General features: G+C 56.5%; 16 protein-coding genes. 5 read left to right on the top strand and 11 right to left on the bottom strand.

Annotated elements, in window-relative coordinates; genetic code table 11:
- Window positions 1-7 precede the first annotated feature (7 nt).
- The 7 genes from DXK93_RS14860 to DXK93_RS14830 form a co-directional block, all read right to left on the bottom strand.
- The gene (locus tag DXK93_RS14860) at window positions 8-1,219 is read right to left on the bottom strand and encodes a CaiB/BaiF CoA-transferase family protein (RefSeq protein WP_119450459.1); all 1,212 of its coding nucleotides are present in this window, start codon (window positions 1,217-1,219) and stop codon (window positions 8-10) included.
- A gap of 1 nt (window position 1,220) precedes the next feature.
- On the bottom strand, window positions 1,221-2,024 hold the full coding sequence (locus DXK93_RS14855; RefSeq protein ID WP_119450458.1) for an oxepin-CoA hydrolase, alternative type: 804 nt from the start codon (window positions 2,022-2,024) through the stop codon (window positions 1,221-1,223).
- A gap of 17 nt (window positions 2,025-2,041) precedes the next feature.
- The gene (locus tag DXK93_RS14850) at window positions 2,042-3,223 is read right to left on the bottom strand and encodes an acetyl-CoA C-acyltransferase (RefSeq protein WP_119450457.1); all 1,182 of its coding nucleotides are present in this window, start codon (window positions 3,221-3,223) and stop codon (window positions 2,042-2,044) included.
- 142 nt (window positions 3,224-3,365) lie between these two features.
- Complete coding sequence (locus tag DXK93_RS14845; RefSeq protein ID WP_119450456.1) at window positions 3,366-4,550, bottom strand: acyl-CoA dehydrogenase family protein; 1,185 nt, start codon at window positions 4,548-4,550, stop codon at window positions 3,366-3,368.
- A 44-nt stretch (window positions 4,551-4,594) separates the two neighbouring features.
- On the bottom strand, window positions 4,595-5,560 hold the full coding sequence (locus tag DXK93_RS14840; RefSeq protein WP_119450455.1) for a nitronate monooxygenase family protein: 966 nt from the start codon (window positions 5,558-5,560) through the stop codon (window positions 4,595-4,597).
- Between the two features lie 16 nt (window positions 5,561-5,576).
- Window positions 5,577-6,563, bottom strand: coding sequence for a tripartite tricarboxylate transporter substrate binding protein (locus DXK93_RS14835; protein WP_119450454.1), 987 nt, complete (start codon window positions 6,561-6,563; stop codon window positions 5,577-5,579).
- 25 nt (window positions 6,564-6,588) lie between these two features.
- The gene (locus tag DXK93_RS14830; RefSeq protein WP_119450453.1) at window positions 6,589-7,728 is read right to left on the bottom strand and encodes an acyl-CoA dehydrogenase; all 1,140 of its coding nucleotides are present in this window, start codon (window positions 7,726-7,728) and stop codon (window positions 6,589-6,591) included.
- A 228-nt stretch (window positions 7,729-7,956) separates the two neighbouring features.
- On the opposite strand from DXK93_RS14830, the gene DXK93_RS14825 reads away from it, so the two are divergent.
- Window positions 7,957-8,886: a LysR family transcriptional regulator gene (locus tag DXK93_RS14825; protein WP_119450452.1), complete on the top strand. Its 930-nt coding sequence runs from the start codon at window positions 7,957-7,959 to the stop codon at window positions 8,884-8,886.
- A 341-nt stretch (window positions 8,887-9,227) separates the two neighbouring features.
- Here DXK93_RS14825 and DXK93_RS14820 read toward each other — a convergent pair whose 3' ends face one another.
- Window positions 9,228-9,854 carry a tyrosine-type recombinase/integrase gene (locus DXK93_RS14820; RefSeq protein ID WP_119450451.1) on the bottom strand — a complete coding sequence of 209 codons (627 nt, stop codon included), beginning with the start codon at window positions 9,852-9,854 and terminating at the stop codon, window positions 9,228-9,230.
- Window positions 9,855-10,095: 241 nt separating this feature from the next.
- Between DXK93_RS14820 and DXK93_RS14815 the strand changes: the two genes are divergently transcribed.
- The gene (locus DXK93_RS14815) at window positions 10,096-13,080 is read left to right on the top strand and encodes an RNA-directed DNA polymerase (protein ID WP_119450450.1); all 2,985 of its coding nucleotides are present in this window, start codon (window positions 10,096-10,098) and stop codon (window positions 13,078-13,080) included.
- A 215-nt stretch (window positions 13,081-13,295) separates the two neighbouring features.
- Here DXK93_RS14815 and DXK93_RS14810 read toward each other — a convergent pair whose 3' ends face one another.
- From DXK93_RS14810 to DXK93_RS14800, 3 genes are all read right to left on the bottom strand, one after another.
- Complete coding sequence (locus tag DXK93_RS14810) at window positions 13,296-14,540, bottom strand: type II toxin-antitoxin system HipA family toxin (protein ID WP_119450449.1); 1,245 nt, start codon at window positions 14,538-14,540, stop codon at window positions 13,296-13,298.
- Window positions 14,537-14,902, bottom strand: a complete 366-nt coding sequence (locus tag DXK93_RS14805) for a helix-turn-helix domain-containing protein (RefSeq protein ID WP_119450448.1) — start codon at window positions 14,900-14,902, stop codon at window positions 14,537-14,539. The genes DXK93_RS14810 and DXK93_RS14805 overlap by 4 nt, the downstream gene beginning before the upstream one ends.
- Window positions 14,903-15,169: 267 nt before the next feature.
- The gene (locus DXK93_RS14800) at window positions 15,170-15,628 is read right to left on the bottom strand and encodes an Lrp/AsnC family transcriptional regulator (RefSeq protein WP_054459352.1); all 459 of its coding nucleotides are present in this window, start codon (window positions 15,626-15,628) and stop codon (window positions 15,170-15,172) included.
- A 179-nt stretch (window positions 15,629-15,807) separates the two neighbouring features.
- Here DXK93_RS14800 and DXK93_RS14795 point away from each other — a divergent pair, with 179 nt between their 5' ends.
- From DXK93_RS14795 to DXK93_RS14785, 3 genes are all read left to right on the top strand, one after another.
- Window positions 15,808-16,767, top strand: coding sequence for a LysR family transcriptional regulator (locus DXK93_RS14795; protein WP_054459354.1), 960 nt, complete (start codon window positions 15,808-15,810; stop codon window positions 16,765-16,767).
- A gap of 217 nt (window positions 16,768-16,984) precedes the next feature.
- Entirely contained in the window at window positions 16,985-18,205 is a 1,221-nt protein-coding gene (metC, locus tag DXK93_RS14790) for a cystathionine beta-lyase (RefSeq protein ID WP_119450447.1), read from the top strand.
- Between the two features lie 40 nt (window positions 18,206-18,245).
- The gene (locus DXK93_RS14785; RefSeq protein ID WP_119450446.1) at window positions 18,246-19,181 is read left to right on the top strand and encodes a 4-hydroxy-tetrahydrodipicolinate synthase; all 936 of its coding nucleotides are present in this window, start codon (window positions 18,246-18,248) and stop codon (window positions 19,179-19,181) included.
- Window positions 19,182-19,209 lie beyond the last annotated feature (28 nt).

The following is a 19,209-nucleotide window of genomic DNA, read 5'->3' as shown; positions in this document are numbered from 1 at the left end:
TGTTCTCCTACAAAACTGCGGTATGACGCAGTTCAGCAATTCGCGCGGAATTCATGCCTAGGAGGGTCTCGAGAATGTGGTCCGTATCTTCGGCCAACATCGGTGGTGCGGCCCGTACAGGTGCGCGGTCTCCGTCGATTCGGTAGGGAGGCGCCATGACGGGGACAGTGCCTGCTTCGGGATGGGGCATGTCCTGAAAGAGTCCGGCGGATGTCGAACGTTCGGATTGCAATGCTTGCAAAAGCGTCTGCACCTTTCCGCAGGGAATTCCTACGCCAGAAAGTCGCTCCAAGAGTTCGTCTCGGCGGTGTCCTCGCAATACGTCATTCAACTGAGGAATCAGCACATCGCGATGTTGGGAGCGAGCAGTATTGGTCAGGAAGCGCGGATCACTAGCCCAATCCGGACGGTCTATGACGTCAACGCAAAATCGTTGGAACTGCGCGTTGTTGCCGACAGCGATCACGATCGGCCCGTCCTGAGCCTCGAATACACCATATGGAACGACAGAGGGATGCGCATTGCCGAACTTTTCGGGGTCCTGTTCTTGCAGGAGCGCTTCCATACTGAAATACGAAGTGATCATGACGCCGCAGTCGTATAGAGCCAACTCGACGTGTCGTCCTTTCCCGTTGCGTTGACTGTCGAACAGTGCTGCCAGTACAGCTTGAGCGGAATACATTCCGGTAAACATATCCACGGCAGCCACGCCGAACTTCAGCGGTCCCTGACCTTTATCCCCGTTTACCGCCATCAGTCCGGACTCTCCTTGTATGACGACGTCATATCCAGGGCGCGCGGCCTCCGGTCCGTCGGTGCGATAGCCGGTGATGGAGCAGTAGACTAGGCGTGGATTCACTTCCTTCAAGGTTTCATAATCAAGTCCCAACTTCTTCATGCCGCCAAATTTGAAATTCTGAATGAGCACATCGCTCTGCTTGGCCAGCTCCAGGACGATATTCCGCCCTTCCGCGGTTTGGAGGTTAACCCCAATAGAGCGCTTGTTTCGATTTGCGCTATTGAAGTATGCGGTGTTCGTGGAACCTATCCGCTTGCCCCAGTCGCGCGTGTCGTCGCCACGCTGCGGATGTTCTACTTTTATGACATCCGCTCCGAGATCGCCCAGCACCTGCGCACACAAGGGGCCGGCAAAGATCCGAGAGAGGTCCAATACTCTGACGCCGGACAGCGGTAGGTTGCTGGTTGAAGAATGCTTCATGTTAGACCCTCAAACTAGAAAAGTTCGGCGAACGCCTTTCGAAAAAGGCAGCTATTCCTTCGGCTGACTCGCTGCTGCCCTGTGCCTCCACCATAAAGCCTGCTTCCTTTTCTAATTGCTCATCCAGTAGAGCCGAGTCGGCAGTCCTGCATAAGAACTTGATCCTTTGCATGGCCCGAGCAGGGCCTGCCGCCAGCTTCGTGGCCAGTTCCACCGAGTCCTGCAATGCGCTTCCGGGCGCGGACAAGACATTGATTGCACCAAGCGCGGCTAGGCGTTGCGCTTGTATCGGCTCCCCAGTCAAGCAGAGTTGTGTGTACAGCTGCCGCGGAAGAATCTGAGCGAGCAAGCCCGTGATGCCACCGTCGGGAGTCAATCCGACTTTGACATAGGCGGCCGAAAAGCTAGCGTCATTCGCGGCCACAACTAGGTCGCACGCCAGAGCGAGTGACCATCCCGCGCCCGCTGCTCCACCTTCGATCGCGGCAACGATAGGCTTGTGAAAGTCACGCAGGGTTCGAACTACATGATTGAGTTCATCGAGGCGCTCCCTTCGCTGCTCTTCCGATTGCTCCCGACGTTGCATCAACTGCTTCAGATCGCCACCTGCGCAAAAGTAGTTGCCAGTACCGGTGAGCACGACTGCGCCGATGCTGCTGTCGGCGCCGGCTTGTTGTAACGAACTTGTCAGGCTCCGAAAAAGGCCGGCCGTAATGGCGTTGCGCCGAGCTGGATTGTTGATCGCGAGTACTAACACCTCACCGACGCGACTCTCCAGCAGGCCAGCATCTTGTAGCTGAGTCATGAATAGCCCCTTGGAGACTAAAAGATTTCGATCAGACCGGCTGCACCCATGCCCCCGGCGACGCACATAGTGACGACGCCCCACTTTGCTTTTCGGCGGCGCCCTTCCAGGAGGATGTGGCCAACGAGCCGGGATCCGGTCATGCCGAAGGGATGGCCAATTGAAATTGCCCCGCCATTGACATTCAGGAGTTCGGAGGGAATTCCAAGTCTTTGTTGACAATAGATCGCTTGCGATGCGAAGGCCTCGTTCAGTTCCCACAAGCCGATATCTTCGATGCGCAGCCCATGACGGGCTAGCAGCTTCGGTACGGCATACACGGGACCAATCCCCATCTCATCCGGCTCGCATCCGGCTATGGCAAGGCCCCGGAACGCGCCGAGGGCTTCGACGCCTTGCCGTTGCGCTTCGGCAGCCTCCATGAGCACACACGCACTTGCTCCGTCCGACAACTGGGAGGCATTTCCTGCTGTTACAAATTTTCCGGTACCTTTCACGGGTGCCAGCTGCGCCAATGACTCATAGGTTGTTGAAGGGCGGTTGCAGGTATCCTGATCCACCGTTACTTCGCGCAAACTGCTTTCGCCGGTGACGCGATCGGTGACGCGCATTGTCGTGGTGACAGGTACGATTTCTCCACTGAAGACGCCTTCCCGTTGAGCTTTGGCCGTGCGTTCCTGACTGAGCAGCGAGAATCGGTCTTGGGCCTCGCGCGTGATGCCATATCGGGCTGCCACGATATCGGCGGTCTCAATCATCGGCAAGTAGAGATCCGGTTTGTGCTCCGCAATCCACGGATCAATGCCGCTCTTTCCATCGTCGCGAGTGGAAATCCCGGAGATACTCTCCACACCGCCCGCGATCATGGCGGGCGCGCCATCAAGAACAATTCGACCGGCGGCGACGGCTATCGCCTGCAATCCAGACGCGCAGAATCGATTAATGGATGTGCCCCCAATAGTCAGCGGCAGTTGCGAACGGACGACGGTCTGTCGCGCGATGTTTCGGCCGGTTGTCCCTTCAGGATAACCACAGCCCAACACCATATCTTCAATGAGTTCGGGGTCTAGTCCAGCGCGTTGTACCGCCGCTCGCACGGCGAAACTTGCAAGGGTCGGACCGGGAGTAACGTTGAATTCGCCACGATGCGACTTAGTGAGTGGCGTTCGGGCGGTAGAAATGATCACTGCTTCGCGCATTTGAGTGCCTATATGAGTTGAAAATGTAATTGCAGGCTGACGGCCAGCAGCCAGCCGGCCCGAGCTGAGCACGGCGCCAGGCTTTTCATTTGAAAACTGAGCTATTGAAAGGGACCGTCGGACCGACGGCGAACAAAGGTAATCAGCGGCTTAGGCGTGCCACTATATTCTTGTGTACTTCAGTCGTCCCGCCGACGATGGTCAGCTTACGGTTGTAGAAATACTCTTGGGTGGCATGGAAGGCAGGGAATGATTGACCATAATCTGTTTGGTCGGAGCAGGGCTGCCCCGCAATGATTCGAGCCAACGTGGAGATTTGCTGCTGCAGCTCGGCGCCTCGAATCTTCAGTATCGACGTTTCCATATCCACTGGTTCTCCGGCGCAAAGGGCTTGTAGCATTGCCCAGTTGTTAGTTCTGAGATTGTTCAGATCGATTTCCAACTGTGCGAAGCGCTGCCATAGCATGCGAGACCGATTTGCATGCTGATTCGTTGCTCGGTGGTTTTGAGCTTTCAGCATCTTGCGGACTCTTTCTAGTGCTGCGGTGGCCGTCCCGATACCCGCAATGTTGCTGCGTTCATGTCCCAGAAGATGCTTCGCGCAGCGCCAACCTTCGTGCTCAGTGCCAACTAGGTTGGTTGCGGGAACGCGCACATCCGTGAAAAAGACTTCGTTAAGAACATGCGATCCTTCAAGCGTCTTGATTGGACGCACCTCCACTCCTGGACTTGCCATGTCCACAAGGAGGAAGCTGATGCCATGCTGTTGTTTGTCGGATTTCTTTGTACGGACAAGACAGAACATCATGTTGGCGTAGTGGGCATATGAGGTCCAAATCTTCTGCCCATTCAGCACGTACATCTCTTCGCCAGCGGTGCATTCGCGTACGGCATTCATCCGCAGCGATGACAAGTCGGACCCGGACCCTGGCTCCGAAAAGCCCTGGCACCACCAATCCGAGCCGTCTAGGATTCGGGGCAGCCACTGCAGCTTTTGCTCGCTGGTTCCATATCGCAGCAGAACGGGACCGAGCATATCGATACCGAATAGAAATGGAGTTACGCGTGGAGCGCCAGCCATCGCGCACTCCTCGTCGAACACGAATTTCTCAAAGACGGTCCAACCAGGACCTCCATGCTCTTTTGGCCAATGAGGGGCTAGCCATCCGTTCCGGGCAAGAAACTTCTGCCATAGAACAAAATCTTCTCTAGTCAGGGCTGCGCCGCAGTTGAACTTGTCGCGCAATCCGGGTAGCAATTCGGCTTGTAGCTTTTGCCGGATTTCCGCCCTGAACTCTTCTAGCCCGTTATGGATGGTATCTTTCATGCTTTCAGTCGCCGCTATGTAGCAGCTTCCTTTTCAATTTGCATTCATGCGAAGCGCTGCAGCGCTACTTCGAGGCTTTGGCGGCATTCCGTCATCACACGTTCGATCAGTTCCGAACATGTCGGTATGTCATCAATTAGCCCAATGCACATACCAGACGTAATGACTCCGTCGTCCACTTCCCCCGATTGAAGGGCGGCTTTGCCGCGGGTGCCAACGACCAAAGGACGGATTTCGTCAAATGTGGCACCCCTGTGTTCACGTTGCACCACCTCTTCAGAAACGGGGTTGCGGAATACGCGGGAAGTATTCTTCATGGTGCGAAGAATCAGCTTGGTGTCACGTTCGGTTGCGGCGACCAACGCCCGTTTGATGTCCATATGAACTGGTGCTTCTTGCGTAACCATGAAGCGCGTACCCATAGTGATACCTTCTGCGCCAAGTGACATGGCCGCGGCCAAGCTTCGGCCGCTCGCCATGCCGCCTGAAGCAATCAGTGGTATTTCCAGTGCCTTTGCGGCCAACGGGATAAGGATCAGTCCAGGGATATCGTCTTCACCGGGATGGCCCGCGCATTCGAAGCCGTCGATAGAGACAGCGTCTACGCCTGCCTTCTGGGCAGATACCGCATGACGAACTGCGGTGCACTTGTGGATGACTTTGATGCCAGCTTGCTTGAAACGCGTTACGAAATCGCGTGGACTGTTGCCTGCAGTCTCCACCACTGGCACCTTGCCTTCGATGATGGCATCGACATATTCGGCGTATGGCGGCGGGTTAATGGTTGGAAGAATCGTCAGATTCACGCCGAACGGCTTATCCGTCATTTCGCGCGTCTTCCGGATTTCATCCGCGAGATTTTGTGCGGTCGGTTGAGTGAGGGCCGTTAGGACGCCCAGTCCCCCTGCATTGGAGACTGCGCTTGCCAATTCAGCAAGACCCACCCATTGCATTCCTCCTTGGATGACGGGATACCGGATGTTCAATAGTTCGGTGACGCGAGTTTTCATAGCTGTCTCTTTCAGGTCAATCACCGGAGATGCCATTCTTGCGAATGACATCTCCCCACTTGTCGAAGTCGGTGCGCATGCGCAGTGTGGTGTCTGCAGAATTTTTGAAGTCCGCGACTACACCCATTTTCGCGAACGATTCCTGCACATCTGGCTCCGCCATGATCTGTTTAATCTCTCGCTCCAGCTTTGCAACTAGCGTCCGTGACGTGTTCGCTGGAGCAAGAATGCCACCCCATGACACCGCACTGAAACCGGAGAAACCTTGTTCGGAAATAGTTGGGACGTTCGGAAAGAAGTCGACGCGCTGAGGTGAGGCGACAGCGACGGCGCGCAGATTTCCCGCCTCGATCTGCGGTCGGGCCACTACGGCGTCGGCCATCATTACCGGAATCTGCCCACTAATGACATCCACCAAAGCGGCCGATCCACCGCGATATGGCACATGCTGCATATCGAACTTGGCCGTCGCTTTAAGTAGCTCCATGGATAGGTGTCCGAAGCTGCCTATCCCGGAACTCGTGTATGCGAGATCTCGTGGCTTCTTTTGTGCAACCGCAATCAAATCGGCTAGCGTGTTCACGTCTGGAAGTACCTTGGGGTTCACAACCAGGAAAAGGGGTAGATCGTAGAAGCTCGCTACCGGTACGAACCCGTTGATAACGTCGTATTGCGTACCGCGAATCATGTGCTGCGCGAGCAATCCAGGTGAAGCTAGCGTCATCAAGTTGTAGCCATCGGGAGGGCTCTTGGCGATAGCGATGCCAGCGATCGTCCCAGAAGCGCCGGTGCGGTTCTCAACCACGAATGGCTCTTTGAGCCGCTGCGCCAGCTTTGCCGCCAGCACGCGAGTCGTGGAATCTGCCGAACCGCCAGCACTAAACGGCACGACGATCTTGACTGGTTGGCTTGGGTAGCCGTCCTCTGGTTGCGCCGCGAACGACGCCGCTAGAGGCAGCGCGCCCGCTAACGTGCATCCGGCCAAGAATTTTCTTCTGTCCATGAGTCTTGTCTCCTTAGTTATTGAATTAGTACCCGCTCAACTGCATGTATTGCGACAGACTCCACGTCTCGTCGCCAAACTCATGTTCGATCATCACCAGCCTTTTCGCGTAATGGGATATTCCGGCCTCCCAGGTCATCCCAATTGCGCCGTGCAACTGAATGCAGTCCTCGGCGACGATTCTTCCAACGCGGCTGACGGTGTACCTAGCTGCTGCAAGCGCTCTGTCGCGCACTTGACTACTGCCTTGTTCCATCAATTGGGCGGCACGGTGGACGCTGCCGACGGCCTGAAAATATTCCACGTCAAGATCCGCTAGCCTATGCTGAAGCGCCTGGAATTCTTTTAGTGGGCGGCCAAACTGGTTTCTCGTTCCCAGATATGCCTTCGTCGCTTCGATTGAGGACTTCATAAGGCCCAATGATTCGCCGCAGAGCGCGAGCGTCTCTATCGATTGGATGTTGTCCATCAGCCCATCTGCAGCGCTAGAGCGTGCAATTAGACAGTGTTCTGGAATGAATACTTGATTGAGCGAAGTGTCGCTTGCTGTCCCTCCGGCCAGGCAGGGGCGTGGCTCGCTTTTGAGGCCAGGCAGGTCGGTGGCAACGATGGCAAGGGCCGACTCTATCGGACCGCTTGATTGCGCTTCCGATATGCGTACCGAGAGGAGGAGCCAGTCGGCACTGAATCCTTGGCGAACGAGTATCTTTGTTCCATTCAGAATCCAGCCGCCCTGGACTTTCTGGCAGGTTGTCTCCGGGAGGGTTTCGCAATCTACGTTCAATGCTTCTCGAGGCGCCCATGCGGCGACTGCACTGCCCTCGACGAGACTTTCGAGCAGCGGCACGTGCTTCGATTCGTTGATCGCCTTTAGTACGTGTGTAAGTATCAGATTTCCGAGGATGGGCTCTACCACTAGGGCGTATCCAAGCGACTCGAAGATTTTTGCAATTGCATTGCCTTGATTGCCGAAGTCCTCTTCAGTCGAGGTCATCGCCTCGACTACGCCCAACTGGCAAACTTCCGAATGCACGTCGCGACTGAATCCGATGCTTCCATAAGCGCCAGAGTTGCGATGGTCGAGTGTGTATCGCTCCCGCAGGTATCGATCGAGCGACTCGGTCAACATTTTCAGATAGTCGCTTTCGTTTGGCAGGGCCTTCATTTCTACTTCTCATTCCAAAGGTGCTTTGCCACGTTCGGGACGGGCGTCGCATGCGGGTCAAGGAAACGGTTGCGCTGGTACGGGCGGACCACTCGAACACGGCCGTGCGCGACATTGAGGTTGCATAGACAGCATTCTTGTGAACAAGCTCATCGAGATCAAATTTTCATTTGACATAGGAGCTATTAGAATTCGCTATAGCTGAAGAAAATTTCATATGGATGAGACATGAGCTTCGACATTCGTCCTCTGCGTTGTTTTGTGGTCGCAGCGACTACCGGTTCTGTGTCGAAAGCAGGCGAGGTTCTTCACCTGGCACAGCCTGCTGTAAGCCTGCAGATCAAGGGATTGGAGGAACGCCTCAATGTTCAGTTGCTGTATCGAACTGCCCGGGGAGTTCAACCCACAGAAGCAGGACTGCGCTTGTTAGAACATGGTCGGGAGATACTTAATCGAATCGACATTGCTTGGGAGGATGTCCGAGAAGCAGCGCGTAATCCCAGCGGCACCGTGACCATCGGTCTGCCACAGTCCATAGCGATACGCTTGACGGTCCCTTTGCTCAGCGCGGCGCTTCAACGCTGGCCGGATGTGCGTTTGAGAGTGTCTGAGCAGAGTAGCGGCTACATTGCAGGACAGCTCGTAGCCGGAGAGTTGGATATAGGCATCACCTATCAATTCGACGAGTCCCTGGGGCTATTTACGCAGCATGTGATGGATGAAGACTTGGTGTTGGTGGGCCCATCCGGAGCCTTGTCGACCGCTGGTGCCGAGTCAGGACTGATCTTGCGAAATGTCATGCTCGAGGAGTTGGTAGGCTACCCGCTGTTTCTTCCCGATCCGCGGCACGGAGCCCGCATGCTGCTCGACCAGTACTTCTCAAAGTATCAAGTCAAGGTAGACATTCGCGCTGAAGTGAATGTGTTGTCTCAACTCATTCAACTCGCCGCACGCGGCCTGGGGTACACAATCGTTGCTAGGAGCTCGGTCATGTTGGAATTGAAGCGTGGTGAGATCTCAGCGGCTAACATCATCGCGCCTAAGGTCGAACGGCCAATCTTCATTTCTAGGGTGGCGGGAAAACCGCCGACCATTGCAGCAGCTGCTGCCTTCGATTTGATTGTTTCGATGCTGCGGCTGGGGCTTGGGGAAAGCTAAACTCGAATCCCGTTTTGCCCATCGGGCTGCAGGCGTTCCTGACGGCAGAAGCTCGTCGTCCATATCACTAAAGTCTTGCTCGTCCAGTTTGGTGCGCCTGGGTTTAGGTTGGCCGAAAGTGCCGTCAGCGGGTCTTTGCCGCTCGAGGCTTTCAACTCGACCGGTCGAGCGTCTTCGCTGCGCCAACCTGCGTAGGAGCTTTGGCGGCAATTTGGCGGATTTGAATGTATCTAGTTGGACTATCAGCGAGTGAGGGCCGGCAGTCTAGGGCCTGGCATTCGCAACATCGCCCCGGACGACGGTTCATGGCCGGCAAGCGACCGCTTGCCGGCCAGGATGCATCAAACCTCTGTTTGTTCAGCCATCTCAAGAGCATCGTCGACCTCGATGCCAAGGTAGCGAACTGTGCTTTCCAGCTTCGTATGCCCGAGCAGCAGCTGTACCGCCCGAAGATTCTTGGTCCGACGATAGATCAGCGAGGCTTTAGTACGGCGCATAGTGTGGGTGCCATACGCGGTATCGTCGAGGCCAATCGATGCGACCCAGCGATGCACAATCCGGGCGTACTGCCGCGTCGACAGATGCGGCGACGTATGCAAACGGCTCGGAAACAGAAAATCCGCCGCCTTTAGCCCTCGTGCCTCGATCCATGTTTCAACGCTCCCACGGGTTTGCTCCGTGATCTCGAATTGCACCGGACGCTGGGTCTTTTGTTGCATGACGGTGGCTCTCGCGGCCACGTGGCTTCCGTGACGGATGTCCTGCACCTGCAACCGCGTGAGATCGCACGCTCGAAGCTTGCTATCGATTGCGAGATTGAACATTGCGAGTTCCCGGACGTTCGACGCCATCCGCAGTCTCGTTCTGATTGCCCAAATTTCTCCTAGCTTTAGAGGTGGCTTCTGCCCGGTGAGTTTGTCCTTGTTCCATGGCACACGACGGCCAACGGCGACATTCGCGGATTCCATGACAATCTCCTTTCGCGTAAAGGAAGATTCAGTGTGCTCCTACGGAGGGTCGTTATCCGACCCATTGCGGACGTTCGAGAAGATAAAATCAACACCCGCTGATGACTGTTTAGGCGCATGGAAACATGTCAGTGCCTGATTTGCAGCGCCAGGAATGAGAAGAAGTAGACCAGGGCCCGGCCACTATTAAGTAGCCTGTGGACCTCAGCAAGGGAGGCATATGCCAGCATCGCGGTCAGAAATGTTCAGTCTGGGGAATTTGTACATCGCATATCGAAAGGCGAAGGCAGAGGCGTTTTATGAGAACACGCACTTTCATGCCTTAGCCTTCACAAAGTATGAGCAGACTCTAGATGCCAATCTTCGCCGGCTCCGGTCGCGCCTGTTGGAACGCCCTGTTACGTGGTCGACAGACCTGGATTTCATTGGTGATCATGCGTATTTGCCGAAGTCGGTAGATTGCAGTGCATGGGACGCGAACAATGATGGACACTTCCGTGCGCTTGATCCCAGGAAGGATTGGCAGCACCGCTTCGACGAGTCAGGAGAGAGAGCTCATGCCGCACTTCGGCTTGTCATTAGGCCGACGGTCGATTTCCAGATTGTGTCCGCTCTGTGGATCATTTTCGTAGGACATCTTTTTGATGCCGCATTGGATCGAACAACCTCTTTTGGCAATCGGCTTAGGAGATCAAGCAGCGGGCTTCCCGACGAGAGAATCAGTGATCCTGGGGTAAACCTCTCCACCCCAGGGCTGTTCATTCCATACTTCTCTGCTTATCGAGATTGGCGTGAGCGCGGGCTGTCGTCCATGGACATTGCCCTTGAGGCTGGTAAGAGCATTCTGGCCATCACGATGGATATCGAGAAGTTCTATCACCGCGTTTCGCCGAAATTCCTGCTGAGAAAGGCCTTCCTGGAATTCATCGGACTGGAACTGACGACAGCGGAGAAGCGATTCACTGAGCGATTGCTTGAGGCCATCGAAACTTGGTATCAGAGCACACCGGATTACCATCATCGGCCAGCCGGCGCAATCCCGGTTGGGCTGTCTGCTTCGAAGATTATCGCGAATGTCTTGCTGGCTGAGTTTGATCAGACAATTGCCGCCAACCTCCAACCCCTCTACTACGGGCGATACGTTGATGACATTTTTCTGGTGTTGGACTCAACAGATGAAGACCACGGCGCTCAACGCGTAACCGCGCGCATTGCAGAAATACTGACCCCACTTGTGTCAGTCATGAAGGGCGAGGGAGGCCCTGATTCGCTAACTTTAAAGTTGCCATATGCGAAGGATTCCGAGCTGGTTTTCACAGGTCCGAAGCAGAAGATTTTTGCACTCTCGTCCGCGCATGGCTCAGACCTCGTCCATCACATTAGAGATCAAATCCGGCAGCAGTCAAGCGAGTACAGGTTGTTGCCATCGGTGCCCGAGTCGGGAATTGCAATGGCATCTCGGGCCTTGCTTGCTACTCCGAATGCTGCATTGCAGGCCGATGCGTTAAGAAGAGCCGATGTGGTTTCCGTGCGGCGACTTGGCTTTTCTCTTCTTCTTAGTGACATTGAAACGTACGGTGCAGACTTGGCGCCGAGTTCATGGAAATCGCTACGTGAGGAGTTCTATGGTCTCGTAAGTCGACACGTGGTGACACCCGTAGGGTTCTTTGACTACTTCGGCTATATCCCGCGCATTTTTGGCTTGATGTTGAGCTGTGGCGACATTCAACGAGCCAAGACGTTAATTCTTGATCTCGCCGCGATTTCTGCGCTCCTTCAATCGACAACTACGTTCGGCCAATCGGATCAGAAAGCCGGATTCCAACTCTGCCTTCAGCAGTACGCACTTGCCTTGCTGCAGGCGGGGCTGCAGGCTGGCACACTCAGGTCTGTAAATTTGACTCCTGGGTACCTAGGTGTTCTTCGGAAGCTCAAACTGTTGAGCAGCAGCGTCAGAGTTCCATCTACCGTTCGGTCACTTGAGTCTTTGGTGAACCAGGTGCTGCTTTCGGACTGGGGGCGCCGACCATACAAAGAGCACTGGTTCCAACATCAGCAGGTCGATGAGGAGGGCCCGAAGGTTCCACGCGAAATGGAAGTGCGACGGCAGCTGCGACTCGGCGCAATACGACGATTCCGGCTAGACGCTACGGATCTCAAAGTTCCGCATTGGCCCGCACTGGCATTTCCTACGCGGCCGCTTCGTATCGACGAGATCGGGCTTGTGGCGCCGGCTGTCCTATCTGACTCGGCTCTCTTCCGGAACGTCATTCGTTTCCTTCGTGGCGCAGAGGTGGTCACTGCCAGTTCGATAGGGTTTTCGCACGATAAAGGCTCGCCAATTGCTCACTTCATTGCCCCAGGCCGACCAAGGGAACGTGTTCGAGTTGCAGTAACAAGTCTGGAGACGTCTGATGCCCAGTGGGCTGCAGCCGCGCGCGGAAAGCAGGACAGGTCAGCAAGCCGATATGTTGCCTTCAACGGATTGATCAACCGAATATTGAAGGAGCAGAAGAGGCCTGATTACATTGTTATGCCGGAGCTAAGTATTCCGTTGCGATGGGCACTACGTGCCGCGCGCAAGCTAGCGGCCAACGGGGTCTCGATGCTGGCAGGAGTCGAATACCACCGTGATCGGGTGACCAAGAAGCTGAGGAACGATAGCCTGGTGTCACTGACGACCTATTGGCCCGGGTATGCAAGCAGCGTTGTGGTTCTGCAACCCAAGTTCGAGCCAGCGCACGGCGAGCGACAGGAGCTGAAGAGGTTGCTTGGAAAGACGGGGGTAATTTACAAGCCAACTGGCGCGAAAGCGAAGCCGACATTGTACGTGCATCGCGACTTCCACTTTTCGCTGCTCATTTGCAGCGACCTCACAAATATCTCGCATCGTAATTGGCTGCGAGGAGAGATAGACGCACTATTTGCTTTGGAATGGAACCCAGACACAAAGACCTTTTCTGCCCTTGTTGAATCAACTGCCAACGACCTGCATGCCTTCGTTGTACAGGCCAACAATCGCAAGTTCGGCGATAGTCGGATCAGAGCACCTGCGATTCAGGAATACGCCCGAGATGTAGTGCAAGTGAAGGGTGGTATCAGCGACTACTACGTGCTGGGAGAGATCGACTACGAGCAACTTCGGGGCGAGCAACGTCGTAAGGTGAAGAACCGGCAATTCAAGCCTGTGCCAATTGGCTACGTGATGTCGCGGTCCAGGAAATAGTTGAGCACCCTCTCTCAGAGCGCGGCGTCCAATATTTATTCTTGTTGATGACGACGTCTAGCGTTGCTGCTTCGACATACGCTTTCAGCGTTATCGGTGCGAAGATGTGTGCCTGAACTTTGGCCTACCGCTAGATTGGGAGCGGTCATTCGAACCTGCTCCATCGAACGACTGCTCCTGGCCGAAAGCAGACGCCCGTCAGGCAGCCTTCTTCCCTATGCTTTATTTACCGAGAACGCCCCTGCGGTCAAATCAATATCCGCACCACTAATACGCATCCGACGAGCAGCGTCCTGCCAATGATTCACAGCCGCGACTACCCCATCCACAATTTGCCTAGCCTGCACGTCGCCCAGCCCATAAAAAGCGGCCGTGCTGAGAACAGTCTCTAGGCTAGGTCGATTGTCGACATCGTCAATATTCAAAACATGCTCCGCCTTGTCGATATTCGGATTGACGTCAAACGCGGGTGCAAGTCTCCATCCTGTCTTGCCAAGCACGAATCCGTGATTGCGAAGGTGGTCGTCGCGGTTGCCAACCGCGACGTTGAATGCCGCTCGCCGGAATAGTTGTTCCAAGTCTGCATCCGCATGCTCGGCATCGCCCTGAGCGCGAATGAACTGCGCCAATTCCAAATAGCTCGTACCTTCACTTTGAGTTTTGCGAAGCAATGTCATTGCCGAGGCATAGAAGCGTCGCGAACCGTTGGTGCGATCGAAGCGTTGGACGCAGAAGGTATGGAAGTCGTTGTTTAACTTGATGAGCTTCGCAGGCGGTACGTCTATCCCCGCTGCTTGTGCGAGTTGGTGTACAACATACTCCCAAGCTCCGACGTCTCGATCGTCATCTCGGGACGGAAACTTGCCGATCCAGAGTGACCCGTCGGCTTCGGTAAAGTTGGCCTTTGGCCTTGCTCCACCCAAAGACGCGCCAGGTGCGACGAGCACGGCGAGCCATTTTCGTAGTGCATCTAGATCGTCGATACGCCGGTTGCTGAGTTGGTAGGCCACGGCTTCCAATTCTCGTAGCGTCGTCACCGGCGGAGCCGCCATTTTCTCTTCGCCGAGAAACGCCTCCGTACCTGGCCGGCGAAAGCGCAGGGCGCCTTGACGAGTGAGGTCTTGCACGCCGATCAGGAAGTCCCAGGCGTACAGCGTACGGGGAGAGCGCTGCTCATCCTTTGCCTGTAGGGCCTCTCGCCGCTTCATCAGTGTTTGTCCCCATCGGTCTGGTGACGAATCCAGGAAGATGCCGAAGTTGCCTAGCTCAGGCTTGGGAAAGAAGGGGTGTTCGTCCAGAGAGAGGTCGGGGTCCAGCGCGAAGGCGCGAGGGTCTTGTAGCCAATCGCGTTCGTAATGGAAGCGGATCTGGCCGCGGTCATGGGCGAGTGTGCCGACCTGAAGTGCAGGGCCGCGGTCGTCGTCAAGCCACACCTCCAGGGTGTTGTCCGGCGTGCTCATGTGGGCTCCTCATCGTTCGAGGCTGATGAGGGCTTGACCGTCTTGGCGCGGGTAGCGGTGCGGCGATTGGGCGCTGGCTCCAGCGCCAGATCCTGCAGTTTCCGACCAACTCTGTCGTCGGCCCCAAGCTGATTGAGGTCGCCCTCAAGACCTAGCACGGCCAGAACCCGAACATAGGACCCCAGGGTGGCCCCAGGATCACCCGCCTCAACCTTGTACAAGGTGGTCCTTGAAATTCCTGCTCGTTGCGCTACGACGGCATTGCTTAGCTTGCGTCGCTTACGGGCAAGGCGCAGCCGCTCTCCCAGGGCGGACAGGAGACGCTGTTCTTGAGGGAAGACGATAGGCGGTTTGCGTGGCATGTTCGCTATTATGGTCTATATAAGTCCAATTTGTCCATAATAGCGTGAAACACAATTTTTGTGTTAGCGCCTAAGGAGAGTGGACAGCAGCCGCCAAACTGGTCCAGAATGCGGTACATCCTCGCTTCCAAGGCGGTGGTGTCACCTTATTAATCAAAGAGTTGGATGCTAAGTTCTGTTCCCATCACCCGCTCCAATTACGCGCCACGTCCAATTCCTCGGTTTGGGATGCAATTCCCTCAGACTGGGGCTTGTCGCGCCTGCGCATCAAAGATGGTCAAGTGGCAACGCCGTGGTGTACTTGAGTTCCTCCATCGCAAAACTCGAACTGACGTCAAACAGTTCAGCGACCTGGATGAGCTTCTTGTAGACGAAATCGAACCCGGCGATATCGGGCACCACCACCTTGAGAAGGTAGTCGGTGTCGCCGGTCATCCGATAGAACTCCATGACCTCCGGCATATCCTTGACGCCGAGCGAGAATTTCTCGAGCCAATTCAGGTCATGGCGGTTCGTCTTTATCGACACGAACACAGTCACGCCCAGCCCCGCCTTGTTGTTGTCCAACAGGCAAACCTGGCGGCGAATAAGGCCGGACGCCTGCAGATGCTGAATCCGCTTCCAGCATGCGGTCGGGGACAGGTGGACCCGTTCGGCGATTTCATTGTTCGAGAGGCGCGCATCAGTCTGAAGCAACGCGAGGATGCAGCGATCTTTCTTGTCCATGGCTCACTCAACTTACCCTCCCTTTTGCGCAGCGTACATACCTGTATGCCGTTGCCGCCGCGCGGTTCGGAGGCCAAACCTGAGGTCGATGTTATAGGCCGCTACCCCCGGGGGCGATACAATTCATCGAGCCAAACCTACAAGAAATTTTATATTTGAGCCGGCGAGCCGGAGGCGCGATGCAAGAGGTGGACCTTACTCTCACGCAGACTTTTTTCCTTGTCGCACAGGAGGGCACGTATTCCGCCGCGGCGCGCCGGCTGAACATCACCTACCAGTCGGTGGCCAATCACATCCGGCGCCTCGAGCAGCGCGTCGGCGAGAAGCTGGTGGTGGCTGGGCGCGGCGCCAAGTCGATCAAGCTCACTCCGCGCGGCACCAGCCTTTACCGGCTGCTGGCGCCGGAATTCGACGTCATGCTGACGCGCCTGGGCAACCTGATCGACAAGGAACGGCCAGTCATCCGTATCGGGATGCCGCACGCGATCTTCTACTACCTGCTGCCGCCGGTGCTGACGAAGTTTCGGCGCATGTATCCCAACGTCGAGATCGTCGGCTACGAAAAGGACGTCTCGCTGCCGGAGCTGATTCGCAACGGCTCGCTGGATGTCTGTTTGAGCGAGCGCTATTTCGGCGACACCGTGATTCCGCAGCGCGTTATCTGCCACTACCAGCCGGCGCTGGCGTTCCCGTCGAGCTGGCCGGCGCCAGCCGATGAGACGGCTGTTCCGGAATGGGCGCTTGGACGGCCGCTGGTGACATATGAACCGGGCCAGATGCTCCGCAATATCGCACTGGACTATTTGTCGGTCGGCAACGAGCAGCCCAAGGTCGCGGTGTCTACTTCGACCAGCATGAGCGTCAAGCGTTGCGTCGATGAAGGCCTGGGTTTCGCATTGCTTCCCACGTGGTGCATCGACGAGTCGGATCGGCGCCTGAGCTGCATCGCGCTTCCCAACGCGCCGAGGATTCCCATCTATTTCGGCGAAGCCATGTTCCTGAAATCGAATCCATTCGTGCGTTCGCTTCACAAGCTTTGCCTGGAGATTTTTCCCTCCACCATCGAAGAACGCGCGGGCCGGTGGAATTCCCTTGACGCAAGCAGGCCGAGACGCGCGCGCGCCGCTGCCCGAAGCTGAGGCCTTTCCTCCCCCGGGTCTGAGCTGACCCGGCTTAGCCAGTCCGCCTTCGCCAGATTGTCAGGATTCGGCGGTGATTATTTTTCTCTTTTTGCCTCCGGAAGGGGTAAAAAATCGAAGAGTTTTCACCCACTCTCCTCATAGACTTGATCACGTCATCAGTGGTCATCGACTTCCCCTGGAAGCGCTGGCCGTGCATCCACGGAGATTGAAGTTCATGAGGCAAAGCACTCAACTCGTCAGCGCAGGCCGGCATCCGGAACGTTTTGGCGGCCTGGTGAATACCCCCATCTGCAGGGCATCGACGATACTCGCGGGCAGCATGGCGGAATGGGAAGGAATGAAGCGCGCCCGCGCCGCGCAAGAGCCGGGCGCCACCACCTATGGCCGCTATGGAACCGCCACCACCCACGCGTTCGAGGAGGCCATGGCCACCCTGGAAGGCGGACACCGCTCCCTGGTCTTTCCCTCGGGCCTGGCGGCCATCGCCACGACGCTCACCGCTTTGCTCAAGGCCGGCGACCATATCCTGGTTTCGTATAGCGCCTATTCCCCGACCCGCTCCTTCCTCGATCGCGTGCTCAGCCGCTTCGGGGTTGAGGTACAGGTCTACGACCCTGCTTGCGGCAAGCGCATCGAATCGCTCATGCAGCCCAATACGCGCGTCGTATTTGTCGAATCGCCGGGTTCCGAAACGCTCGAAATCCAGGATATTCCCGCCATCGCGGCGGCCGCGCACGCGCACGGCGCCTTTGTCGTCATGGACAACACCTGGGCCACGCCATTGTTCTTCAAGGCTTTCGACCATGGCGTCGATGTGTCCATCCATGCCGCGACCAAGTACATCGTGGGTCATTCGGATGCCATGCTGGGCGTGGTGACCTGCAACCAAGCCACCTGGCCCAAGGTCAGGGAGACGACGCAGGAAATGGGCCAGACGGCCAGTCCCGACGATATCTTCCTGGCATTGCGCGGGCTGCGCACCATGGACGTGCGGCTGCAGAAGCATATGGCGTCGGGAATCCGCGTGGCCCAGTGGCTGGAACAACAAGCCGAGGTCGAGGCCGTGGTGCATCCCGCGCTGCCGTCGCATCCGGGCCATGCCATCTGGAAGCGTGATTTCAAGGGGGCAAGCGGCCTGTTCACGGTAGTCCTGCGCGCCAGCGACGACGAATCAGTCGCCGCCTTTGTCGATGCCTTGCATCATTTCGGAATCGGCGTGTCCTGGGGCGGATATGAAAGCCTGGCCATACCGTTCACTCCGGGAAAGCACCATGGTGATCGCTGGCCTCACAAGGGCAAGGCAGTACGCATGCATGTGGGACTGGAAGACCCGGAAGACCTGATCGCCGACTTGAAGCAAGGTTTGGCTGCGATGGTTGCCTGCCAGGACGCGCAGCAGCAAGATACTCAGAAAGAAGTCGCCCGCTCGGTTTGAGCTTCCACCATTTTTGACTCGTCCATTACTGGAGATACACATGAGCAAGATGAAGATCACCGGGTCCTTCGTGGCCCTGATTACGCCCTTCAACAAGGATGGCAGTCCCGATTACGAAGCCTTCCGCGAACTGCTGAAGTTCCAGGAAGACAACGGCACCAGCGCCGTGCTCATCATGGGATCCACGGGCGAGGTTTCCATGCTGTCACAAAAAGAGCGCCAGGACATCATCGTGGAAACCGCGAAGATGAAGACCGGCAAGATGAAGCTCTTCTATGGCTGCACCGGCAACAACACCGAGGCCACCATGGATTACCTGCGCTTTGCGCGGGCCAACGGCGCCGATGGCGCCATTCTGGCAGCGCCTGCCTACATCTGCGCCTCCGAAGCGGACATCGAAAGCTATTTCCTCGAGATAGCCGACGCCACCGATCTGCCGCTGGGCATCTACAACAATCCGCCGCGGGTCAAGAGCGATCTGCACTGGGATCAGCTGCTGCGCATCTTCAAGCACCCGAACTACGTGGTCCACAAGGAATCCACCACGCGCGTGGGCCAGGTGGCGCAGGTGCTATACGGCGCGCCCGACGTATCCGTGATGTGCTGCGATTCGCCCAATCTGGGCCTGGTCGTGCCGACCATGAGCCTGGGTGGCCATGGCACGGCCAACATGACCGGCAATATCGCGCCGGCAGAGTTGACGGAAATTTCCCAGCCCTGGACCTCGCCCGAGGTCAGCTTCAGCTTCCGCGAATCCTATTTGCGCAATCTGCAATTGCTGCACTACTCGTACTCGGCCATCAACCCCGTGGCCATCAAATCGCTGATGAAGGCCGTGGGCCTGCCGGCAGGCGAACTGCGCAAGCCGCTGCGCGCACTGGAAGGAGAGCCTCTGCTCAAGGGCCTGCGCGCGGTCAAGGCGCTGGGGCTGGACAAGAAGTACGGCTGGAATTCGCTGCAACTGAAGGCCGCCTGATCCCTTGCAGGATGGGGCCGGAAAGAAC

This window comes from Achromobacter sp. K91 (assembly GCF_003576205.1).
Classification (GTDB): Bacteria; Pseudomonadota; Gammaproteobacteria; order Burkholderiales; family Burkholderiaceae_B; genus Achromobacter; species Achromobacter aegrifaciens.
Note: the sequence above shows the minus strand (reverse complement) of the source record. Positions and strands in the feature narration are given on the sequence as shown.